This is a genomic window from Pseudoxanthomonas sp. SGT-18 (genome assembly GCF_003931645.1).
GTDB lineage: Bacteria > Pseudomonadota > Gammaproteobacteria > Xanthomonadales > Xanthomonadaceae > Pseudoxanthomonas.
Genome location: NZ_RRYJ01000001.1, coordinates 397,037 through 413,478 on the forward strand (window position 1 = coordinate 397,037; position 16,442 = coordinate 413,478).

Annotated in this window: 16 protein-coding genes; 8 read left to right on the forward strand and 8 right to left on the reverse strand. The window is 73.8% G+C overall.

Features of this window, described 5'->3' with window-relative positions; genetic code table 11:
* Positions 1-17 precede the first annotated feature (17 nt).
* Entirely contained in the window at positions 18-614 is a 597-nt protein-coding gene (locus EIM47_RS01810; RefSeq protein ID WP_019397505.1) for a TetR/AcrR family transcriptional regulator, read from the forward strand.
* 55 nt (positions 615-669) lie between these two features.
* Here the strand turns inward: EIM47_RS01810 and pepQ are convergent, their stop codons facing one another.
* The 6 genes from pepQ to rph form a co-directional block, all read right to left on the reverse strand.
* Positions 670-1,989 (reverse strand): Xaa-Pro dipeptidase, encoded by a 1,320-nt coding sequence (gene pepQ, locus EIM47_RS01815; RefSeq protein WP_019397504.1) that lies wholly within the window; start codon positions 1,987-1,989, stop codon positions 670-672.
* Positions 1,990-2,047: 58 nt separating this feature from the next.
* Positions 2,048-2,380, reverse strand: a complete 333-nt coding sequence (locus tag EIM47_RS01820) for a PilZ domain-containing protein (protein WP_019397503.1) — start codon at positions 2,378-2,380, stop codon at positions 2,048-2,050.
* Entirely contained in the window at positions 2,377-4,734 is a 2,358-nt protein-coding gene (locus tag EIM47_RS01825) for a DUF1631 domain-containing protein (RefSeq protein WP_125075903.1), read from the reverse strand. Before EIM47_RS01825 ends, EIM47_RS01820 begins: the two co-directional genes overlap by 4 nt.
* A 97-nt stretch (positions 4,735-4,831) precedes the next feature.
* Positions 4,832-5,986 (reverse strand): radical SAM family heme chaperone HemW, encoded by a 1,155-nt coding sequence (gene hemW / locus EIM47_RS01830; RefSeq protein ID WP_019398436.1) that lies wholly within the window; start codon positions 5,984-5,986, stop codon positions 4,832-4,834.
* Positions 5,987-6,007: 21 nt separating this feature from the next.
* The gene (gene rdgB, locus EIM47_RS01835; RefSeq protein ID WP_019398435.1) at positions 6,008-6,604 is read right to left on the reverse strand and encodes an RdgB/HAM1 family non-canonical purine NTP pyrophosphatase; all 597 of its coding nucleotides are present in this window, start codon (positions 6,602-6,604) and stop codon (positions 6,008-6,010) included.
* A 14-nt stretch (positions 6,605-6,618) separates the two neighbouring features.
* A complete protein-coding gene (gene rph, locus EIM47_RS01840; RefSeq protein ID WP_019398434.1) occupies positions 6,619-7,344 on the reverse strand; it encodes a ribonuclease PH in 726 nt (241 codons plus the stop codon).
* Between the two features lie 117 nt (positions 7,345-7,461).
* Between rph and EIM47_RS01845 the strand changes: the two genes are divergently transcribed.
* A complete protein-coding gene (locus tag EIM47_RS01845; protein WP_019398433.1) occupies positions 7,462-8,325 on the forward strand; it encodes a YicC/YloC family endoribonuclease in 864 nt (287 codons plus the stop codon).
* A gap of 30 nt (positions 8,326-8,355) precedes the next feature.
* On the opposite strand, the gene EIM47_RS01850 is transcribed toward EIM47_RS01845, so the two are convergent.
* Both EIM47_RS01850 and EIM47_RS01855 read right to left on the reverse strand, forming a co-directional pair.
* Positions 8,356-8,994, reverse strand: a complete 639-nt coding sequence (locus tag EIM47_RS01850; protein ID WP_125075904.1) for an ABC transporter permease — start codon at positions 8,992-8,994, stop codon at positions 8,356-8,358.
* A gap of 90 nt (positions 8,995-9,084) precedes the next feature.
* Positions 9,085-10,008, reverse strand: a complete 924-nt coding sequence (locus tag EIM47_RS01855; protein WP_125075905.1) for an ATP-binding cassette domain-containing protein — start codon at positions 10,006-10,008, stop codon at positions 9,085-9,087.
* A 316-nt stretch (positions 10,009-10,324) separates the two neighbouring features.
* Here EIM47_RS01855 and gmk point away from each other — a divergent pair, with 316 nt between their 5' ends.
* The 6 genes from gmk to EIM47_RS01885 all read left to right on the forward strand — a co-directional run bounded on the left by gmk (position 10,325) and on the right by EIM47_RS01885 (position 16,433).
* On the forward strand, positions 10,325-10,963 hold the full coding sequence (gene gmk / locus EIM47_RS01860) for a guanylate kinase (RefSeq protein ID WP_026010483.1): 639 nt from the start codon (positions 10,325-10,327) through the stop codon (positions 10,961-10,963).
* 123 nt (positions 10,964-11,086) lie between these two features.
* Positions 11,087-11,386, forward strand: a complete 300-nt coding sequence (gene rpoZ / locus EIM47_RS01865; RefSeq protein ID WP_026010482.1) for a DNA-directed RNA polymerase subunit omega — start codon at positions 11,087-11,089, stop codon at positions 11,384-11,386.
* 152 nt (positions 11,387-11,538) lie between these two features.
* Positions 11,539-12,384: an NAD-dependent epimerase/dehydratase family protein gene (locus EIM47_RS01870; RefSeq protein WP_125075907.1), complete on the forward strand. Its 846-nt coding sequence runs from the start codon at positions 11,539-11,541 to the stop codon at positions 12,382-12,384.
* Positions 12,385-12,387: 3 nt separating this feature from the next.
* Positions 12,388-13,365 carry a glycosyltransferase family 2 protein gene (locus tag EIM47_RS01875; RefSeq protein WP_019398427.1) on the forward strand — a complete coding sequence of 326 codons (978 nt, stop codon included), beginning with the start codon at positions 12,388-12,390 and terminating at the stop codon, positions 13,363-13,365.
* Positions 13,366-13,467: 102 nt separating this feature from the next.
* Complete coding sequence (gene mrcB / locus EIM47_RS01880) at positions 13,468-15,903, forward strand: penicillin-binding protein 1B (protein ID WP_125075909.1); 2,436 nt, start codon at positions 13,468-13,470, stop codon at positions 15,901-15,903.
* A complete protein-coding gene (locus EIM47_RS01885) occupies positions 15,903-16,433 on the forward strand; it encodes a tetratricopeptide repeat protein (RefSeq protein ID WP_125075910.1) in 531 nt (176 codons plus the stop codon). The genes mrcB and EIM47_RS01885 overlap by 1 nt, the downstream gene beginning before the upstream one ends.
* Positions 16,434-16,442 lie beyond the last annotated feature (9 nt).

The following is a 16,442-nucleotide window of genomic DNA, read 5'->3' on the forward strand; positions in this document are numbered from 1 at the left end:
TATGGTTAAATCCGCCCATGGATACCACCACCGCGCCCGCCACCCCGCCCGCCACGCCCGCGCGTGGCGCCCGTCTCAGCGCCGCCGATTGGGCCCAGGCCGCGCTGGACGTCATTGCCGAACAGGGCGTGTCCGCCGTCGCGGTGGAGCCGCTGGCGCGCCGCCTGGGCGTGACCAAGGGCAGCTTCTACTGGCACTTTCCTTCACGCGATGCGCTGCTGCAGGCCGCGCTGGAGCGCTGGGAAGAGGTCGAGCAGGAACAGGTGTTCGGCAGCCTGGAGGAAGTGCCGGATCCGCGCGAGCGCCTGCGCAAGCTGTTCCAGCTGGTCGGCCACGAGACCAAGCCGCACGCGATCTACAGCGAGTTGCTGCGCGCGCTGGAGCATCCGGCCGTGGGTCCGGTGATCCAGCGGGTCTCGCAGCGCCGCCAGGACTACCTCACCGCGTCGTTCCGCCAGGCCGGCCTCGGCCGCAGCGAGGCGGTGAACCGCGCGCGCCTGACCTATGCCGCCTACGTCGGCTTCCTGCAGCTGCGCCCGCAGCAGCCGAAGATGACCCACGAGGAGTTCGAGGAATACCTCGAGCACGTGATCAACACGCTGATCCCGAACTGAGGGGACGGCTGGAAGGCGAAGGGCCCGCGCGAGCGGGCCCTTCGCTTTTTGCGGCTTATCCGGCGAACGCGGCGCGGGTGAGGTTCTCCGGCGCCGCCTCCGTGCACAGCACGTCGTCCTCGATGCGGATGCCGCCGTAGGGGCGGAAGAAATCCACCCGCGCCCAGTCCACCGCGTCGGCGTGGCCGCGGGCCTTCACCTCGTCCAGCAGCATGTCGATGAAGTAGATGCCCGGCTCGATGGTGACGACCATGCCCGGCTCCAGGACGCGGGTCATGCGCAGGTAGGGATGCCCGGCGGGACGGTCGATCGTGCCGCCGCGGTCGCTGGCGGCGAACCCGGCCACGTCGTGCACCTGCAGCCCCAGCGGGTGGCCCAGGCCGTGCGGGAAGAACGCCGCGCTCACCCCGGTGGCAAGCGCCGCTTCCGGCGACACCTTCAGCACGCCGAACTCGCGCAGGATGCCCATCAGCGCCAGGTGCGCGTCGAGGTGCAGCTGGCGGTAGTCGGCGCCGGCGCGCACGCCGGCGCACATCGCCTGCTGCGCGGCGTCCACAGCGTCGATCATGGCCTGGAACTCGCTGGCGCAGTCGCCGGCGTAGGTGCGGGTGATGTCGGCGGCATAGCCGCAGTGGCTGGCGCCGGCATCGATCAGGAAGCTCAGCGACTCCGCCGGGGCCACGCGGTCCAGTTCGGTGTAGTGCAGCACCGCGCCGTGGGTGTTGAGCGCGACGATGTTCTGGTACGGCACCTCGGTGGCGTCCTGCTGCGCGGCGGCGCAGTAGGCCATGTGGATCTCGAACTCGCTGGCGCCGGCGCGGAAGGCGCGCTCGGCGGCGCGGTGGGCGCGCACCGCGCGGCGCTGGGCCAGGCGCATCAGCGCGACCTCGTACGCGGTCTTGTACGAGCGCTGGTAATGCAGATAGTCCAGCGCCGGTTGCGGGTTGTCGGGGACGTAGTCGCCCAGGGCGCTGTTGGCCTCGCCGATGATCGCGCTGCGCGCGGCAGGCGGCAGCAGCGGCAGCGCCTCCTCCGGGGTGCGGATCACCTGCACCTCCACGTGCTCCACCCACCAGCCGCTGGGCGCCTCCGGCACCACGTGCCAGTAGTCGCGCGGCTGCAGGTAGATCAGCCTGGGCTTGTGCCCGGGGGTGTACACCAGCCAGCTGTCGGCGACGCTGGTCAGCGGCACCCAGTGCTTGAAGTGCGGGTTGGCCGCGAACGGGTAGTCGCGGTCGTCGAAGGCCTGGTAGTGGCGGCGCCCGCTCGGCACCAGCAGGTGCTCGCGGCCGCAGCGGGCCAGCGCCTCGTCGGCGCGCGCGCGCAGGGTGGCCAGGTGCTGGGGGTAGAGGGCGGCGATCTCGGTGGCGTTCATCGGGGGCAGTACGGCGGAAAGCGCCCATTCTGCCCCAGCGCATGCGCCGCTGCCGCCGTCAGGCCTCGGCCTCGACCCAGGCGCGCACCCGCGCGCGGTGCACCTCGGAGATGGCCAGGAAGCGGAAGCCGCACCAGGCCTGGCCCGGGGTGTTGGCCGGCGCCGACCACAGCAGGTGCACGCCGACGTCGATCGGATCGCCCGGGTCGTCGAGCACGAACCGGAGCTGGTACAGCGCGTCCTCGCGCAGCGGCGCCGCGGCGAGCAGCAGCAGGCCGCCCTCGGACAGGTTGCCGAGGTGGCCGACCACGGCGCCGGCCATCACGTCTTCCACCGGCACGCTGCCGGGCACCTGGCGCCGCCGCCCGCGGCGGGCATCCTCGTTGTTCATGCACCTGCTCCCGATGGCGCCGGCTCCGCGCGCCCGGCCAGCCCGCGCAGCAGGCGCAGGGTGGCGTGCCAGGCGCGGTCGACCAGGCGGCTGCGTTCCTCGGTGACCACCCGCGCCTGGCCGGCGGCCATCATCCGCGCCAGCGCGTCCAGCGAATGTTCGGCCACCTTCTGGCCGCGGGTGTTGACGAACAGCGCGTGGTCGGTGACCGGGCTGTACCAGGACAGCCGCTGCCGCCGCACCTCGCCCTGGGCGCCGAGGCTGAATTCGAACCAGGTGCCGAACGGCAGTGCCCGCACCTGCTCGTAGCAGGCCTGCTCCCCGGCGCTGCGCGGCGGCAGCGGCTCGCTGCGACGTGCCGCGTCCTCGCCCAGGCGCGCGCGCGCCTTGAGCCGCGCGGTGAGCTCGGTGCGCGAGGTGACCTCGTCGTCCTCGCTGCGCGACAGGCGGCGGGCGATCGCGCCGGCCTCGTCCTCGTGGTAGCCGACCTGGCGCAGCGCGGCCTCGATCTGCGTGCCCAGTGCCGGGTCGGGCGCGGCTTCCGGATCGCAGGTGACCTCGACGATGCGCGCGGTGGCCGCGGTGCGCTCGCGCCATTCCGGCGAGTCCTCGCCGTGGCGCAGGGCGGTGAGGGTGAGCATGTCGGCCCAGGCCTGGTTGAGCAGGGCCTGGGCGAACTGCGGTGGCCTGCGCCCGGCCAGGCAGGCGCGGATCGCGGCGTCGGCCTGGTGCTTGGCACCGGCCAGGCGGTCGCGCCCGCGCGCGGCCTCCACCTGGCGGCGCTCGCTGACCTCGGCCTTGCGCAGCATCGCGCGCTGCTGTTCCTGGACCTCCTGGTTGGCCAGTTCGAACACCGCCGGGTCGCCGTCGTAGGCCTCGACCACCCGCTGCACCACCTGCTCCAGGCGCTGCACCAGCTGCGGGTCGGCATCGTCCTCGCCCAGCCAGGTGGCGCCGGACTCGGCCACCGCGTTGAGCAGTTCGCGCGCCGGGTGGCGCTCGGCGACGAAGAAGCCCTGGTCCTGCAGCGCGGCGCGCGCCAGCGGCACCTGCAGCCGTTCCAGCAGGTCCTGGGCCGGTGCGTCGCCGCGCACCTGGCGGCCGATCTCCTGGTAGAGGATGGACAGCAGGTCGAACGCGTCCTCGTGTTCCGGCGGCAGTGCGGCGGCCGGCCCGTGCTCGGCGCGCAGCCGCGCCAGGGTGGCCTCGCGCAGGTCCTGCATGGTGCGGCGGCGCTGGCCGCGGGCGCGCGCCAGCGGCAGCGATTGCAGGCTGCCCAGCACCTGGGTGACCAGTTGCGGCGGCAGCACCTGCGGCGGGACCGCCGGTCCGGGTGCCGCTGGGCGGGTGGCGGCGCGGTGCGCGGCCAGCAATTCGCGCATGGCGGCGAACGCGGCCTGCACTTCCTTCGGGTCGCCGTCCGCGCTGGCGATGGCGGGCGTGGCCTCTCCGGCCGCGGCCGCGGGCGCGGGCGCGGGCGCGGTGCCGGCAGCCGTCCCTGGCGGCATGCCCCCCGGCAGGCCGGCCAGCGCCCGGCCCCAGCCCGCGCCGCGACCCTGGCCGTGCCAGCCGGTCATCGGCCGCGGGCGGTTCGCGGCCTGCGCCGGCGTGCTGCGCCGCTGCGGGGCGCTGGCACGCGGTGGACGGTAGGGCGTGTACACCAGGCCCGGCAGCACCCCGGCGCGGTCGAGCAGGGCATTGAGCTGGCGGGCGAACTCGCCGTGCAGGTCCATCACCTGGCGTTCGAATTGGCGGTACAGCAGCAGCTGCGCCTCCGGCGGCAGCTGCAGCGCGTCGCCAGCCGTGCGCAGGCACTGGCACAGCGCATGCGGTCCCAGCGGCAGCTGCTCCAGCTCGAACGCCGGCGTGGCGGCCAGCACGGCGAAGCGCTGCGCCAGCAGCAACAGCTCGCTGCCGCCGCGCTGCACCTGGCGGCGGGCGATCTCGCGCAGGACGATGGCGCGGTCCAGTTCGGTGTCCTCGACCAGGGCCAGTGCCGGCCCGGGCGCGGGTTCGGCCGGTTCGGCGGGCTCGGCCGGCGGCGGTGCGCGCAGCCCGGCCAGGCTGCCCTCGAGGGCGGCGAGGAAGCGCGGCTGGAAGGCGGCGCGGTGCTGGCGCAGCAGGCGCATCGCATCCAGGCGCTCGGCCTGCTCGCTGCTGCTGCGCGCGCCCTCGGCCAGGCTGAAGAGCTGGTTTTCCAGCCCGTCCAGGGTGGCCTCCAGCCACGGCCCCAGCTGCGTGGCGGCCAGCTCGCGGACCTGCAGGAGGATGGCGCGCACGCGCGCCGGCAAGGCGGCGTCCGCCAGCGCCGGGAATGCCGGGTGGCCCGGCGTTGGTCGGTTGGTGGCTTGCATTCTGTGACCGCGTTCCCCCTTGGGCGGTATTTAGCACGTTTCCATGCGGGGCGGCATGGCGCGCCGCACCGCGGTCCCGGCGGGGCCGGGGATGGCCTCAGAGGAACAGGGAAATCACGTCGTTGGCGAAGCGCCGGCCCAGTGCGGTGGGTGCCACCCGCTCGCCCTCGAGTTGCAGCCAGCCGCGCCCGCGGGCCTGTTCCAGCGCCGGCGCCAGATGCGCGCGCGGCAGTCCGGTGCGCACCTCGAAGTCGGCCAGGGCGAAACCCTCGTGCAGGCGCAGGGCGTTGAGCATGTACTCGAACGGGCGCTGCTCCGGGGCGATGCGGTCGTCGCCGCCGATCGCCTGGGCGGTGCCGGCGGCGGCCATCCAGGTGGCCGGGTGCTTGTGCTTCCAGCGGCGCAGGATGGCCTGTTCGGCGCCGAGGGTGATCTTGCCGTGGGCGCCGGCGCCGATGCCCAGGTAGTCGCCGTAGCGCCAGTAGTTGAGGTTGTGCGCGCACTGCCGGCCCGGGCGGGCGTAGGCGCTGGTCTCGTAGTGGACGTAGCCGGCGTCGGCCAGCAGGGCCTGGCAGCGCTCCTGCATGTCCCAGGCCAGGTCGTCGTCCGGGATGCCTTGCGGCGGCCGGGCGAAGAACACGGTGTTGGGTTCCAGCGTCAGCTGGTAGTGGCTGATGTGCGCCGGCTGCAGGGCGAAGGCACGTTCCAGGTCGCGCTCGGCCATGGCCAGGTCCTGGCCGGGCAGGGCGTACATCAGGTCCAGGTTGAGGTTGTCGAAACCGGCGTCCTGGGCCAGCTTCACCGCGGCCTCGGCCTCGGCGCTGTCGTGGATCCGGCCCAGGCGCTGCAGGCAGCCGTCGTCGAAGCTCTGGATCCCGAAGCTGATCCGGTTCACGCCGGCGGCGCGGTAGCCCTCGAAGCGGTCGTGCTCGGCGGTGCCGGGATTGGCCTCCAGGGTGATTTCCGCGTCCGGGGCGAAGCGCAGGCGCGCGGCGGCGGCCGAGAGGATGGCCTCGATCGCCGCGGCCGGGAACAGGCTGGGCGTGCCTCCGCCGAAGAACACGCTGTGCACGGTGCGGCCCCAGACCAGGGGCAGGTCGTGTTCCAGGTCGCGTACCAGCGCGGCCACATACTCGTCGAACGGCAGTCCGCCCCTGGCTCCGTGCGAGTTGAAGTCGCAATACGGGCACTTGCGCACGCACCAGGGCAGGTGCACGTACAGCGACAGCGGCGGCGGGATCAGGTCGGGCATGGCAGGCTCGCGCCGGCGCGCTCAGCCAAGCACTTCGGGCAGGCGCGCGCGCAGCAGTTCCAGCGCCTTGCCGCGGTGGCTGATGCGGTTCTTCAGCTCCATCGGCATTTCCGCCGCGGTCAGCCCGTGCGCGGGGTCCAGGAACACCGGGTCGTAGCCGTGGCCGCCGCTGCCGCGGCGTTCGCGGATGATGCGCCCGCGCCACTGCCCCTCGACCAGCAGCGGCTGCGGGTCTTCGGCATGGCGCAGCACCACCAGCACGCACTGGAAGTGGGCGCCGCGGCGCGGGTCGTCGACCCCGTCGAGCGCGGCCAGCAGCTTGTCGATGTTGCGTTGCGGGTTGGCCGGCTCGCCGGCATAGCGCGCCGAGTACAGGCCCGGCGCGCCGCCGAGGGCGTCCACGCACAGCCCGGAGTCGTCGGCCAGCGCCGGCAGGCCGGTGACGCGGGCCGCGTGGCGCGCCTTGATCAGCGCGTTCTCGACGAAGGTCAGCCCGGTCTCCTTGGCGTCCTCGACGCCCAGGTCGGACTGCGCGACCAGCTCGATCCCGCTGTCGGCCAGCAGGTGGTGCAGTTCGTCGAGCTTGCCGCGGTTGGAGGAGGCCAGGACCAGCTTCATCGCATGCTCCCGCCTCAGCCGGCCAGGGCCTGGCGCTGCAGTTCCAGCAGCTGGCCGATGCCGCGCTCGGCCAGGCCCAGCAGCGCGTCCAGTTCGTCGCGGCGGAAGGCATGGCCCTCGGCCGTGCCCTGCAGCTCGATGAAGCCGCCGCCGTCGTTCATCACCACGTTCATGTCGGTGTCGCAGTCGCTGTCCTCGGCGTAGTCCAGGTCCAGCACCGGCACGCCGCGGTATACGCCGACCGAGATCGCGGCGACCGCGCCGTGGATCGGGTCGCGGGAAATCTCGCCGCGCGCCAGCAGCCAGCGCACCGCGTCCGCCAGCGCCACGTAGGCCCCGGTGATGGCGGCGGTGCGGGTGCCGCCGTCGGCCTGCAGCACGTCGCAGTCCAGGGTGATGGTGCGCTCGCCCAGGGCGCCGCGGTCGACGCAGGCGCGCAGGGCGCGGCCGATCAGGCGCTGGATCTCCAGGGTGCGGCCGCCCTGCTTGCCGCGCGCGGCCTCGCGCTCGGAGCGGGTGTGGGTGGAGCGTGGCAACATGCCGTACTCGGCCGTCACCCAGCCCTCGCCCTTGCCGCGCAGGAATGCCGGCACCTTGTTGTCGATGCTGGCGGTGCACAGCACGCGGGTGTCGCCGAAGCTGACGAGCACGGAGCCTTCGGCGTGGCGGGTGAAGCCGCGTTCGATGCGCACGGGGCGCAGCTGGTCGGGGGCGCGGCCACTGGGGCGGACGACGGTCATGTGTGGTTTCCGTAGGCGGGGCCCCGGCGGTCCGCCGGCGGGGCCGGCGAAGGCGGCAGGGTGCCGCGGCGGGCCGGCTAGATTAACATTCGCCCCCTGCCAAAGACGGATTCCCGCATGATCCGCAGCATGACCGCCTTCGCCAGCGGCGAACGTGGTACCTCCTGGGGCGTGCTCTCCTGTGAGTTGCGCTCGGTCAACCACCGCTTCCTGGAGACCGGCCTGCGCCTGGCCGACGAGTTGCGCGCGCTGGAACCGGTGCTGCGCGAGCGCGTGGCCGCGCGCGTGCAGCGCGGCAAGCTGGACCTGGTGATGCGCCTGCGCGCGCCGGAAGGCGCCGCCGGGCTGGCGGTCAACGAGGCCCTGCTGGCGCAGCTGGGCGAGCTGGCCCAGCGCCTGGACGCGCGCTTCCCCAACCTGCAGGTGCAGTTCACCGACCTGCTGCAGCTGCCGGGCGTGCTGCAGACCCCGGTGGCCGACGGCGAGGCGCTGCAGGCGCAGGCGCTGGAGCTGCTGGACCAGGTGCTGGACGAGTTCATCGCCGCGCGCGAGCGCGAGGGCGCGGCGCTGGCCGCCGCGATCCGCGAGCGGGTCGACGCGGTGGAGCGCATCGCCGGCGAAGTGCGCGCGCTGGTGCCGGACATCCGCGAGGGCCAGCGCGCCAAGCTGGCCGCGCGCCTGGCCGACCTGCCGCACCCGGTGGACCCGGGCCGCGCCGAGCAGGAGCTGGTGCTGTGGCTGCAGAAGCTGGACGTGGACGAGGAGCTGGACCGCCTCGCCAGCCACGTCGCCGAGATCCGCCGGATCCTCTCCGGCAAGGCGCAGGCCGTGGGCCGCCGCCTGGACTTCCTGCTGCAGGAGTTCAACCGCGAGGCCAACACCCTCGGTTCCAAGTCGGTCGACGCCCGCACCTCGGCCGCCGCGGTCGAGCTGAAGGTGCTGATCGACCAGATCCGCGAGCAGGTGCAGAACATCGAGTGAGCCGCGCGGGGGCCGCGCGCCGGATGGCGCTCAGGCGATCTCGCGCCGCGACAGCCACCACGCGGTCAGCGGGAACAGCACCGCCGCCAGCATGGGTCCGAGCAGGACCGCCGCGTCGCGCATGGCCTCATGGCCGCCGTTGCTGGCGGCCACCGGATAGGCCCAGGGCAGCCAGTACCAGTATTGCGAGGCGCCGAGCTGCATCGCCGCCAGGGTGGCCACCACCGACACCGCCAGCGGGGTGACCACCGAGCGCAGGCGCCAGCTCAGCGCATGCTGCAGCGCCACCACCGGCAGCGCCGCCAGCGGCGCCGCCCACAGCCGCGGCAGCTGGGCCTGCAGCGCCGCTTCCAGCGGGAATCCGGCCAGGCCGAGGATGGCGGTGCCCAGCGCGAGGGCGAGCAACAACGCCAGCTGCGCGGCCGCCAGCAGCAGCACCGAGACCATGGCCTTGGCCGCGTACAGCTCCAGCCGGCCGACCGGCAGGCTGAGCATCAGCCGCCAGGTCTGGTTACGGTGCTCGTTGCCGTTGACCAGCGCGGTGCACAGGCCGATGTAAAGCGGCAGCATGAGCAGGCTCCACAGCGCCGACGCGCTGCCCCACAGCATCGACCACTGCGCGGCGGTCATGCCGTCCGGGGTGATCCGGCGCAGGGCCATCCCGAACATCAGCGCCACCACCGCCGCCGGGGCAGGCCACGGTGGTCAGCAGCACCAGCGAGCGGCGCAGCTTGAGCAGTTCGACCAGGCAAAGGCGGATCAGCATGCGACGGCTCCCCCGGAGGCGGTCATCTGCAGGAACCAGTGCTCCAGCGTCGGCTTGCGCAACACCGACTGGTAGAGCACGACCCCGGCCTGCACCAGCTGCGAGTTGAGCAGGCCGGCGCGGTCGCGGTCGACGTCGGCCACCAGCACCCGGTTGGGGCTTTCGGCGCGGGCGGCGTAGCCCAGCGCCTGCAGCGTGCGCGAGCCGCGTTCGGCGTCGTCCACGTCCAGGGCCAGGACCCCGGCGAGCTGGCGTTCCAGTTCGCCGGCCGAGGCCTGCAGCCGGATCGTGCCTTCGTGCAGCACGGCCAGGTGGGTGGCGGTCTTCTCCACCTCGTCCAGGTAGTGGCTGGCGAAGAAGATGGTGCAACCGGCGGCTTCGGGGAGGCCGGAGAGCAGGGCGCGGATGTCGCGGATGCCGTCCGGGTCCAGGCCGTTGGTGGGCTCGTCCAGGACCAGCAGGCGCGGACGCCCCAGCAGGGCATGGGCCAGCGCCAGCCGTTGCCGCATGCCCAGCGAATAGTGCTCGATCCGCTGCCGGCGGTCGGGGCGCAGCCCGACCAGTTCCAGCGCGCGGTCGATCTCGCTGCGCGGCAGCTGCTTCAGGCACGCGCCGATGGACAGGAACTCGCGCGCGGTGAGGTTGGGGTAGCTGCTGGGCGCCTCGATCAGGCAGCCCATCTGCGCCAGCACCTCGCGCCGGTGCTGGCGGATGTCCTTCCCCAGCACGCGGATGCTGCCGCGGTCCGGCGCGGCCAGGCCGGCAAGCAGGCGGATGGTGGTGGACTTGCCATGCCCGTTGTTGCCGAGGAAGGCGAACACGCTGCGCTCGGGGACCACCAGCTGCAGGTCCTTCAGTATCCGCCGTGGGCCGTAGGACTTGTCGACGGCCTGCAGTTCGATCGCTGCACTTGGCATGGGGCGTGGGCTCCTGGCTGCCCGCCGCAAGCCGTGGTCCAGCGCACGCCGGCGTCGGGGCGTTGGCGGCGAGCATGCCAAGCGGCCGCAAACGCGGTAAACCCAACCAACGACAGGGGCTGCGCGCAAAGCGTGGCGGCGCCGGGGGCCGGCCGGGGCGGGGGGTCTGCTACCATTCGCGCCCCGTTACCCCATACACGCGGCCCCGGGTCCCAGGCGCGGCAATGGCGCCAGACCCGCCCGGGGCCTGGAGAAGTGGCACCGGTCCCCAGGCCCGAGTTCGCGCCGCCGGGCCGGTGCAGGACAGCCGATGAGCATGCGCGGAACCCTCTTCATCGTTGCGGCGCCTTCCGGCGCCGGCAAGTCCAGCATCGTCAACGCGGTGCTGTCGCGCGATCCGGCCATCCGGCTGTCGATCTCCTTCACCTCGCGCGCGCCGCGCCCGGGCGAGCGCCATGCCGAGCACTACCACTTCGTCAGCGAGGAAGAGTTCCAGCGCATGATCGACGCCGGCGACTTCTTCGAGTACGCCCGCGTGCACGGCGACTGGAAGGGCACGGCGCGGCAGTCGGTGGAGCCGCAGCTGGCGGCCGGCCACGACGTGCTGCTGGAGATCGACTGGCAGGGCGCGGCCCAGGTGCGGGCGAAGGTCCCCGACGCGGTCAGCGTGTTCATCCTGCCGCCGTCGCGGGAGGCGCTGGAGCAGCGCATGCGCAAGCGCGGCCAGGACAGCGACGAGGTCATCGCCCGCCGCCTGGCGGCCGCGCGCGAGGAGATGTCGCACTACGGCGAGTTCGACTACGTGATCGTCAATGAGGTGTTCGAGACCGCGGTGGACGAGATGTGCGCGATCTTCGTCGCCAGCCGCCTGCGCCGCGGCCAGCAGCAGCAGCGCCATGCCGGCCTGATCCGCGCCCTGCTCGGGCAGGACCCCGGCGCCGGCCCCGCTGCCTGAACGCAAGTCCCTGAACGCAAAGGAAGAACCGGCGCCGGGCCTTGCCGCGGAGGCGGCGGCGCGGGTAAACTCCGCCTCCATTTCCCCAGACACGAGTGGCGACCGCAGTCGCCTGGAACCCCTATGGCCCGTATCACCGTTGAAGATTGCCTGGAAGTGGTCAACAACCGCTTCGAACTGGTCATGATGGCCGCCAAGCGCGCCCGCCAGCTGGCCAATGGCGTGCCGGCCACGATCGAGAACGAGGACGGCGACGACAAGCCGACCGTGCTGGCGCTGCGCGAGATCGCCGCCCGCACCGTCGACGCCAACCTGATCGACGAAGTGGAGAAGGCCGAGCGCGAGCGCGCCGAGCGCGAGGCGCTGGAGTGGGCCGCCGCCGAGGTCGTCGCCGACGACGACCTGTCCAAGGGCGACGACTGAGCCGCGCCCGCCTGCATCGCCACACCCGACGGCCCGCCTCGCGCGGGCCGTCTTCGTTGCGGCCGTTCATGCGCCGGAGGACCGGCCGGCGGGGCCGCACGCTATAGTCCGACGCCGCCGCGCCGGCGCCCGCCACCCAGTCCGCAGCCGCCATGCCCGTCCTCGTCATCGGCGCCACCAGCCAGATCGGCCACTTCCTGCTGCCGCGCCTCGCCGCCGGCGGCGATGGCGTGCTCGCGCTCAGCCGCCATCCACGGCCGGCACGGGCCGGGGTGCAGTGGCTGCAGGGCCAGCTGCCGGGACCGATGCCGGAACTGCCGCCGCTGCGCGCGGTGGCCAGCTTCGCCCCGCTGGACACGCTGGCGCAGTGGCTGTCCGGCCTGCAGTCCGCGCCCGCGCCGCGGGTGGTCGCCACCAGTTCGATGAGCGTGCTGACCAAGCGCGACTCCGCGGTGCCGGCCGAGCGCGAGCTGATCGGCCGGCTGGCCGCCGGCGAGGCCGAACTGGAACGGCAGTGCCGGCGCCTGGGCATGGCCTGGACCGTGCTGCGCCCGACCCTGATCTACGGCGCCGGGCTGGACCGCAGCCTGACCCCGATCGCGCGGCGCGCCGCGCGCACCCGCCTGTTCCCGTTGCCGGCCGGCCGCGGCCTGCGCCAGCCGGTGCATGCCGACGATCTCGCCACGGCGGTCCTCGCCTGCATCGATACCGGCGCCGCCGACGGCCGCATCCTTGCCCTGGGCGGCGGCGAGCGCCTGCCGGCGGCGGAGATGTTCGCGCGGGTGCGCGCCAGCCTGCCGTTCGCCACCGTGCCGCTGCCGCTGGGGCGGCCGCTGCTGCGCCTGCTGGCGGCGCTGCTGCCGGGCGCGCGCGGGCCGGTGTCGCGGCTGGACCGCGACCTGGTCGCCGACAACGCCGAGGCCCGCGCCCTGCTGGGCGTGGCGCCGCGCCCGTTCCGGGTCGACGCCTCGATGTGGCGCATGGACGCGGAGGGCTGAGCGGTGCGCGTGTCGGTGGTGCTGTGCACCTACAACGGCGAGCGCTTCCTCGGTCCGCAGCTGGAGAGCCTGCTGGCGCAGCTGCGCCTGCCCGACGAGATCGTGGTCCAGGACGATGCCTCGTCCGACGGCACCTGGGAGCGGCTGCAGGCCTTCGCCGCGCGCGCGCGGGTGCGCGGGGTGGCGGTGGAGCTGCAGCGCAACCCGGCCAACCTCGGCTACGTGCGCAACTTCGAGCGCGCGCTGCAGCGCGCCCGCGGCGACCTGGTGTTCCTCTGCGACCAGGACGACGTCTGGCACCCGGAGAAGATCGCGCGCATGGCCGCGCGTTTCCTCGCCGAACCGGAACTGGGCCTGCTGCACACCGACGCGCGCCTGGTCGACGCCGATGGCGCCTGGCTGGGCGTGGACCTGCTGCAGGCGCTGGAGGTGTCCCCGGCGGAACTGGAGATGGAGCACTCCGGCCGCGCCTTCGACCTGCTGATGCGGCGCAACCTGGTCACCGGCGCCACCACCGCGCTGCGCGGCGCGCTGCTCGGGCGCCTGCTGCCGGTGCCGGAGGGCTGGGTGCACGACGAGTGGCTGGCGATCGCGGCGGCCACCCAGGCCCGGGTCGACTGCATGCCCTGGGCCTCGATCGACTACCGCCAGCATGGCAGCAACCAGATCGGCGCGCGCCCGCGCCGCCTGGTCGAGCGCCTGGCCTACGGCTGGGTGGCGCGGCGGGTCTCGCTGGAGCGGCTGTGCGTGCTGTACCGCTCGTTCCTGCAGCGCATCGACGAGGGTGGGCTGGCGGTGGAACCGGAAGTGCGCGAGGCGGTGGCGCAGCGCCTGCGGCACGCGCTGGCGCGCGCGCGCCTGCCGCGTTCGCCGCTGCGCCGGCTGGCCTCGGTGCGCGAGGAACTGGGCAGCGGCCGCTACGCGCGGTTCTCCTTCGGCCTGCGCTCGGCCGCCGGCGACCTGCTGGGGTTGCGGGTATGAGCCGCGGCGGCGCCGGCGCGCACCCGGCGGCCGTTCAGCCCCCCGACCGGGCGCGCGCCGATCTCGGGTTAGACTCCGCCCGTTCCTGATCCTGGTATTCCTGTGCCTCGACGTTCTACCGCCGGAGATACCGCCCGCGCGAAGTCCCCCGGGGCGTCCGCCTGGCGCGGCCGCCTGCTGACCGTGGTGCTCGCGGCCGCCGCCCTGGCGGCCGGGTTCCTGGTCCCGTACACGGTCCACCTCAACAACCAGGTGACCGAGCGCTTCGGCGCCCTGCAGTGGCAGATCCCCACCCGCGTGTACGCGCGCCCGCTGCACCTGCGGCCGGGCCTGGCGCTGGACGAGCGCACCCTGCGCACCGAGCTGGACGCGACCGGCTACCAGGAGGACGGCGAGGGCCGGCGCCAGGGCAGCTACCACGTCGACGGCGCCCGCTTCACGATCTCCAGCCGCGGCTACGCCGACATCGACGGCGTGGTGCCGCCGCGGCGGATCGAGGTCAGCCTGTCCGGCGGCAAGGTCTCGCGCCTGCGCGATGCCGGAAGCGGCCAAGCGATCAAGGCCGCGCGCCTGGACCCGGCGCGGATCGCCACCCTCTACGGCCAGCGCCAGGAAGAACGGCGCCTGGTGCGGATCGAGGAAGTGCCGGAACTGCTGACCACCGGCCTGCAGGCGGTGGAGGACCGCGACTTCGCCCGCCACCACGGCATCGACGTGTCCGGCATGCTGCGCGCACTGCTGGTCAACCTGCGCTCGGGCGAGAAGAAGCAGGGCGCCTCCACCCTGACCCAGCAGCTGGCCCGCAGCGGCCTGCTGGGCATCGGCAAGGAGCAGACCTGGAGCCGCAAGTTCAACGAGATCCTGTACGCGCTGATCCTGGAGGCGCGCTACGACAAGCGCACGATCCTGGAGACCTACCTCAACCAGGTCTACCTGGGCCAGCGCGGCGGGCAGGCGATCCACGGCGTGGCTTCCGGCGCCGAGTTCTGGTTCGGCCGCGACCTGGACGACCTGACCACCGAGCAGACCGCGCTGCTGATCGGCCTGGTCAAGGGCCCGTCCTACTACGACCCGCGCCGCCACCCGCAGCGCGCGCTGGAGCGTCGCAACGTCGCCCTGTCGATGATGCACGCCACCGGCCTGATCGACGACGCCGAATACGAGCGCGCGCGCAAGGCGCCGCTGGGCGTGACCGCGCGCCCGGGCGTGGCCGCGGCCAACCGCTTCCCCGGCTACATCGACCTGGTGCGCCGGCAGCTGGCCAGCGACTACCCGGAAAGCGCGCTGCAGGGCGCCGGCCTGACCGTGCTCACCGGCATGTCGCCCTCGGCCCAGGCCTATGCCGAGGGCGCGGTGGCGCGCACCCTGGAGGCGCTGCAGACCGGCAAGCGCCCGCCGCTGGAGGCGGCGGTGGTGGTGACCGACGTGCGCGGCGGCGACGTGCTGGCGGTGGTCGGCGGCCGCAACGCCGAGCTGCACGGCTTCAACCGCGCGGTCGAGGCGCAGCGGCCGGTCGGCTCGCTGCTCAAGCCGTTCGTGTACCTGCTGGCGCTGGCGCAGCCGCAGCGCTTCTCGCTGGCCAGCTTCGTCGAGGACGCCCCGGTCACGGTCGAGCTGGGACGCGGCCGGCGCTGGTCGCCGGGCAATTCCGACAACCGCAGCCACGGCACGGTGCGGCTGGTGGACGCTCTGGCGCATTCCTACAACCAGGCCACGGTGCGGGTGGGCATGCAGGTCGGTCCGGACCGCCTGGCGCAGCTGCTGAAGGTGCTGGCGGGGATCGAGGCCGAACCCAATCCCTCGCTGATCCTCGGTTCCACCGACCAGAGCCCGTACGCGATGACCCAGCTGTACCAGTTCCTCGCCTCCGGCGGGCAGGTGCAGCCGTTGCGCGCGGTGCGCGGCGTGCTCGACCCGGAAGGCCGGCTGCTCAAGCGCTACGACACCGCGCCGGCGCCGGCCCAGGAGGGCGACTCGATCGCCGCCCGCCTGGTGACCATCGCCCTGCAGCAGGTGGTCAACAGCGGAACCGCGCGCCAGCTGCAGCGCGACGGCCTCGGCCGCCTGTCCCCGGCCGGCAAGACCGGCACCAGCAACGACGGCCGCGACAGCTGGTTCGCCGGCTACACCGGCGACCACCTGGCAGTGGTCTGGGTCGGCAACGACCAGAACCAGCAGACCGGCCTGTACGGCGCCACCGGCGCGATGCGGATCTGGTCGGGCCTGTTCTCGCGCCTGCCCAGCTCGCCGCTGCAGGTCGATGGCAAGGGCGTGGAATGGCACTGGGTGCAGGCCGAGGGCTCCTACGTCACCGACGCCGATTGCCCCGGCGCGCGCCGGCTGCCGTTCGTGGCCGGCACCGCGCCGGACTACGCGCCGTGCACCCCGGACTACCTGCCGCTGCCGCTGGATGGCACCGCCCCGCCGCCGGCGCAGGCGCAGGAGCGCCAGCCGGGCTTCTGGCGGCGCCTGTTCGGCGGCGGCCGCGCCGCCGATCCGCAACAGGCGCCGGCCCCGGCGCAGCCGCCTGCGCCATAATGGCCGGCATGCAAGCCTTCCCCCGTTTCCCCACCGCAGCGGCCGCCTGCCTGCTGCTGGCCGCCTGCGGTACCACGCCCGCGCCGCCGGCCCCGGCCGTGCCCGAGGTGACCCCGGCGCAGCGCCTGGCCGCGGTCCAGGCCGCCGCCGGCGCCGCCGACACCGAGCTGGACGTGCAGCCGCTGCGCGACCCGCAGGTCGCCGACCTGCGCGAGCGCGCCGCCGCGGCGCTGGCCGCCGGCCAGGCCGAAGCCGCCGCCGAGGCCCTCAACCAGGCCCTGCTGGCCGCCCCCGACGACCCGGCGGTGCTGCAGGAGCGGGCGGAGGTGGCGCTGTTGCAGGGCCAGTACGACCGCGCCGAGACCCTGGCCCGGCGCGCCTATGACCTCGGCTCGCGGGTCGGGCCGATGTGCCGGCGGCACTGGGCCACCATCGAGCAGTCGCGGCTGGCGCGCGGCCAGGCGGAGAATGCCGCCTCGGCCAGGGCGCAGCTGGCCGCCTGCACCGTCCCGGGCGTGCAGCGGTTCTGACGGCGGCGG

Coding starts and splice junctions, on each gene's coding strand:
- EIM47_RS01810 (WP_019397505.1), top strand. CDS start 18: ATGGATACCACCACCGCGCCCGCCACCCCGCCCGCCACGCCCGCGCGT.
- pepQ (WP_019397504.1), bottom strand. CDS start 1,989: ATGAACGCCACCGAGATCGCCGCCCTCTACCCCCAGCACCTGGCCACC.
- EIM47_RS01820 (WP_019397503.1), bottom strand. CDS start 2,380: ATGAACAACGAGGATGCCCGCCGCGGGCGGCGGCGCCAGGTGCCCGGC.
- EIM47_RS01825 (WP_125075903.1), bottom strand. CDS start 4,734: ATGCAAGCCACCAACCGACCAACGCCGGGCCACCCGGCATTCCCGGCG.
- hemW (WP_019398436.1), bottom strand. CDS start 5,986: ATGCCCGACCTGATCCCGCCGCCGCTGTCGCTGTACGTGCACCTGCCC.
- rdgB (WP_019398435.1), bottom strand. CDS start 6,604: ATGAAGCTGGTCCTGGCCTCCTCCAACCGCGGCAAGCTCGACGAACTG.
- rph (WP_019398434.1), bottom strand. CDS start 7,344: ATGACCGTCGTCCGCCCCAGTGGCCGCGCCCCCGACCAGCTGCGCCCC.
- EIM47_RS01845 (WP_019398433.1), top strand. CDS start 7,462: ATGATCCGCAGCATGACCGCCTTCGCCAGCGGCGAACGTGGTACCTCC.
- EIM47_RS01850 (WP_125075904.1), bottom strand. CDS start 8,994: ATGTTCGGGATGGCCCTGCGCCGGATCACCCCGGACGGCATGACCGCC.
- EIM47_RS01855 (WP_125075905.1), bottom strand. CDS start 10,008: ATGCCAAGTGCAGCGATCGAACTGCAGGCCGTCGACAAGTCCTACGGC.
- gmk (WP_026010483.1), top strand. CDS start 10,325: ATGCGCGGAACCCTCTTCATCGTTGCGGCGCCTTCCGGCGCCGGCAAG.
- rpoZ (WP_026010482.1), top strand. CDS start 11,087: ATGGCCCGTATCACCGTTGAAGATTGCCTGGAAGTGGTCAACAACCGC.
- EIM47_RS01870 (WP_125075907.1), top strand. CDS start 11,539: ATGCCCGTCCTCGTCATCGGCGCCACCAGCCAGATCGGCCACTTCCTG.
- EIM47_RS01885 (WP_125075910.1), top strand. CDS start 15,903: ATGGCCGGCATGCAAGCCTTCCCCCGTTTCCCCACCGCAGCGGCCGCC.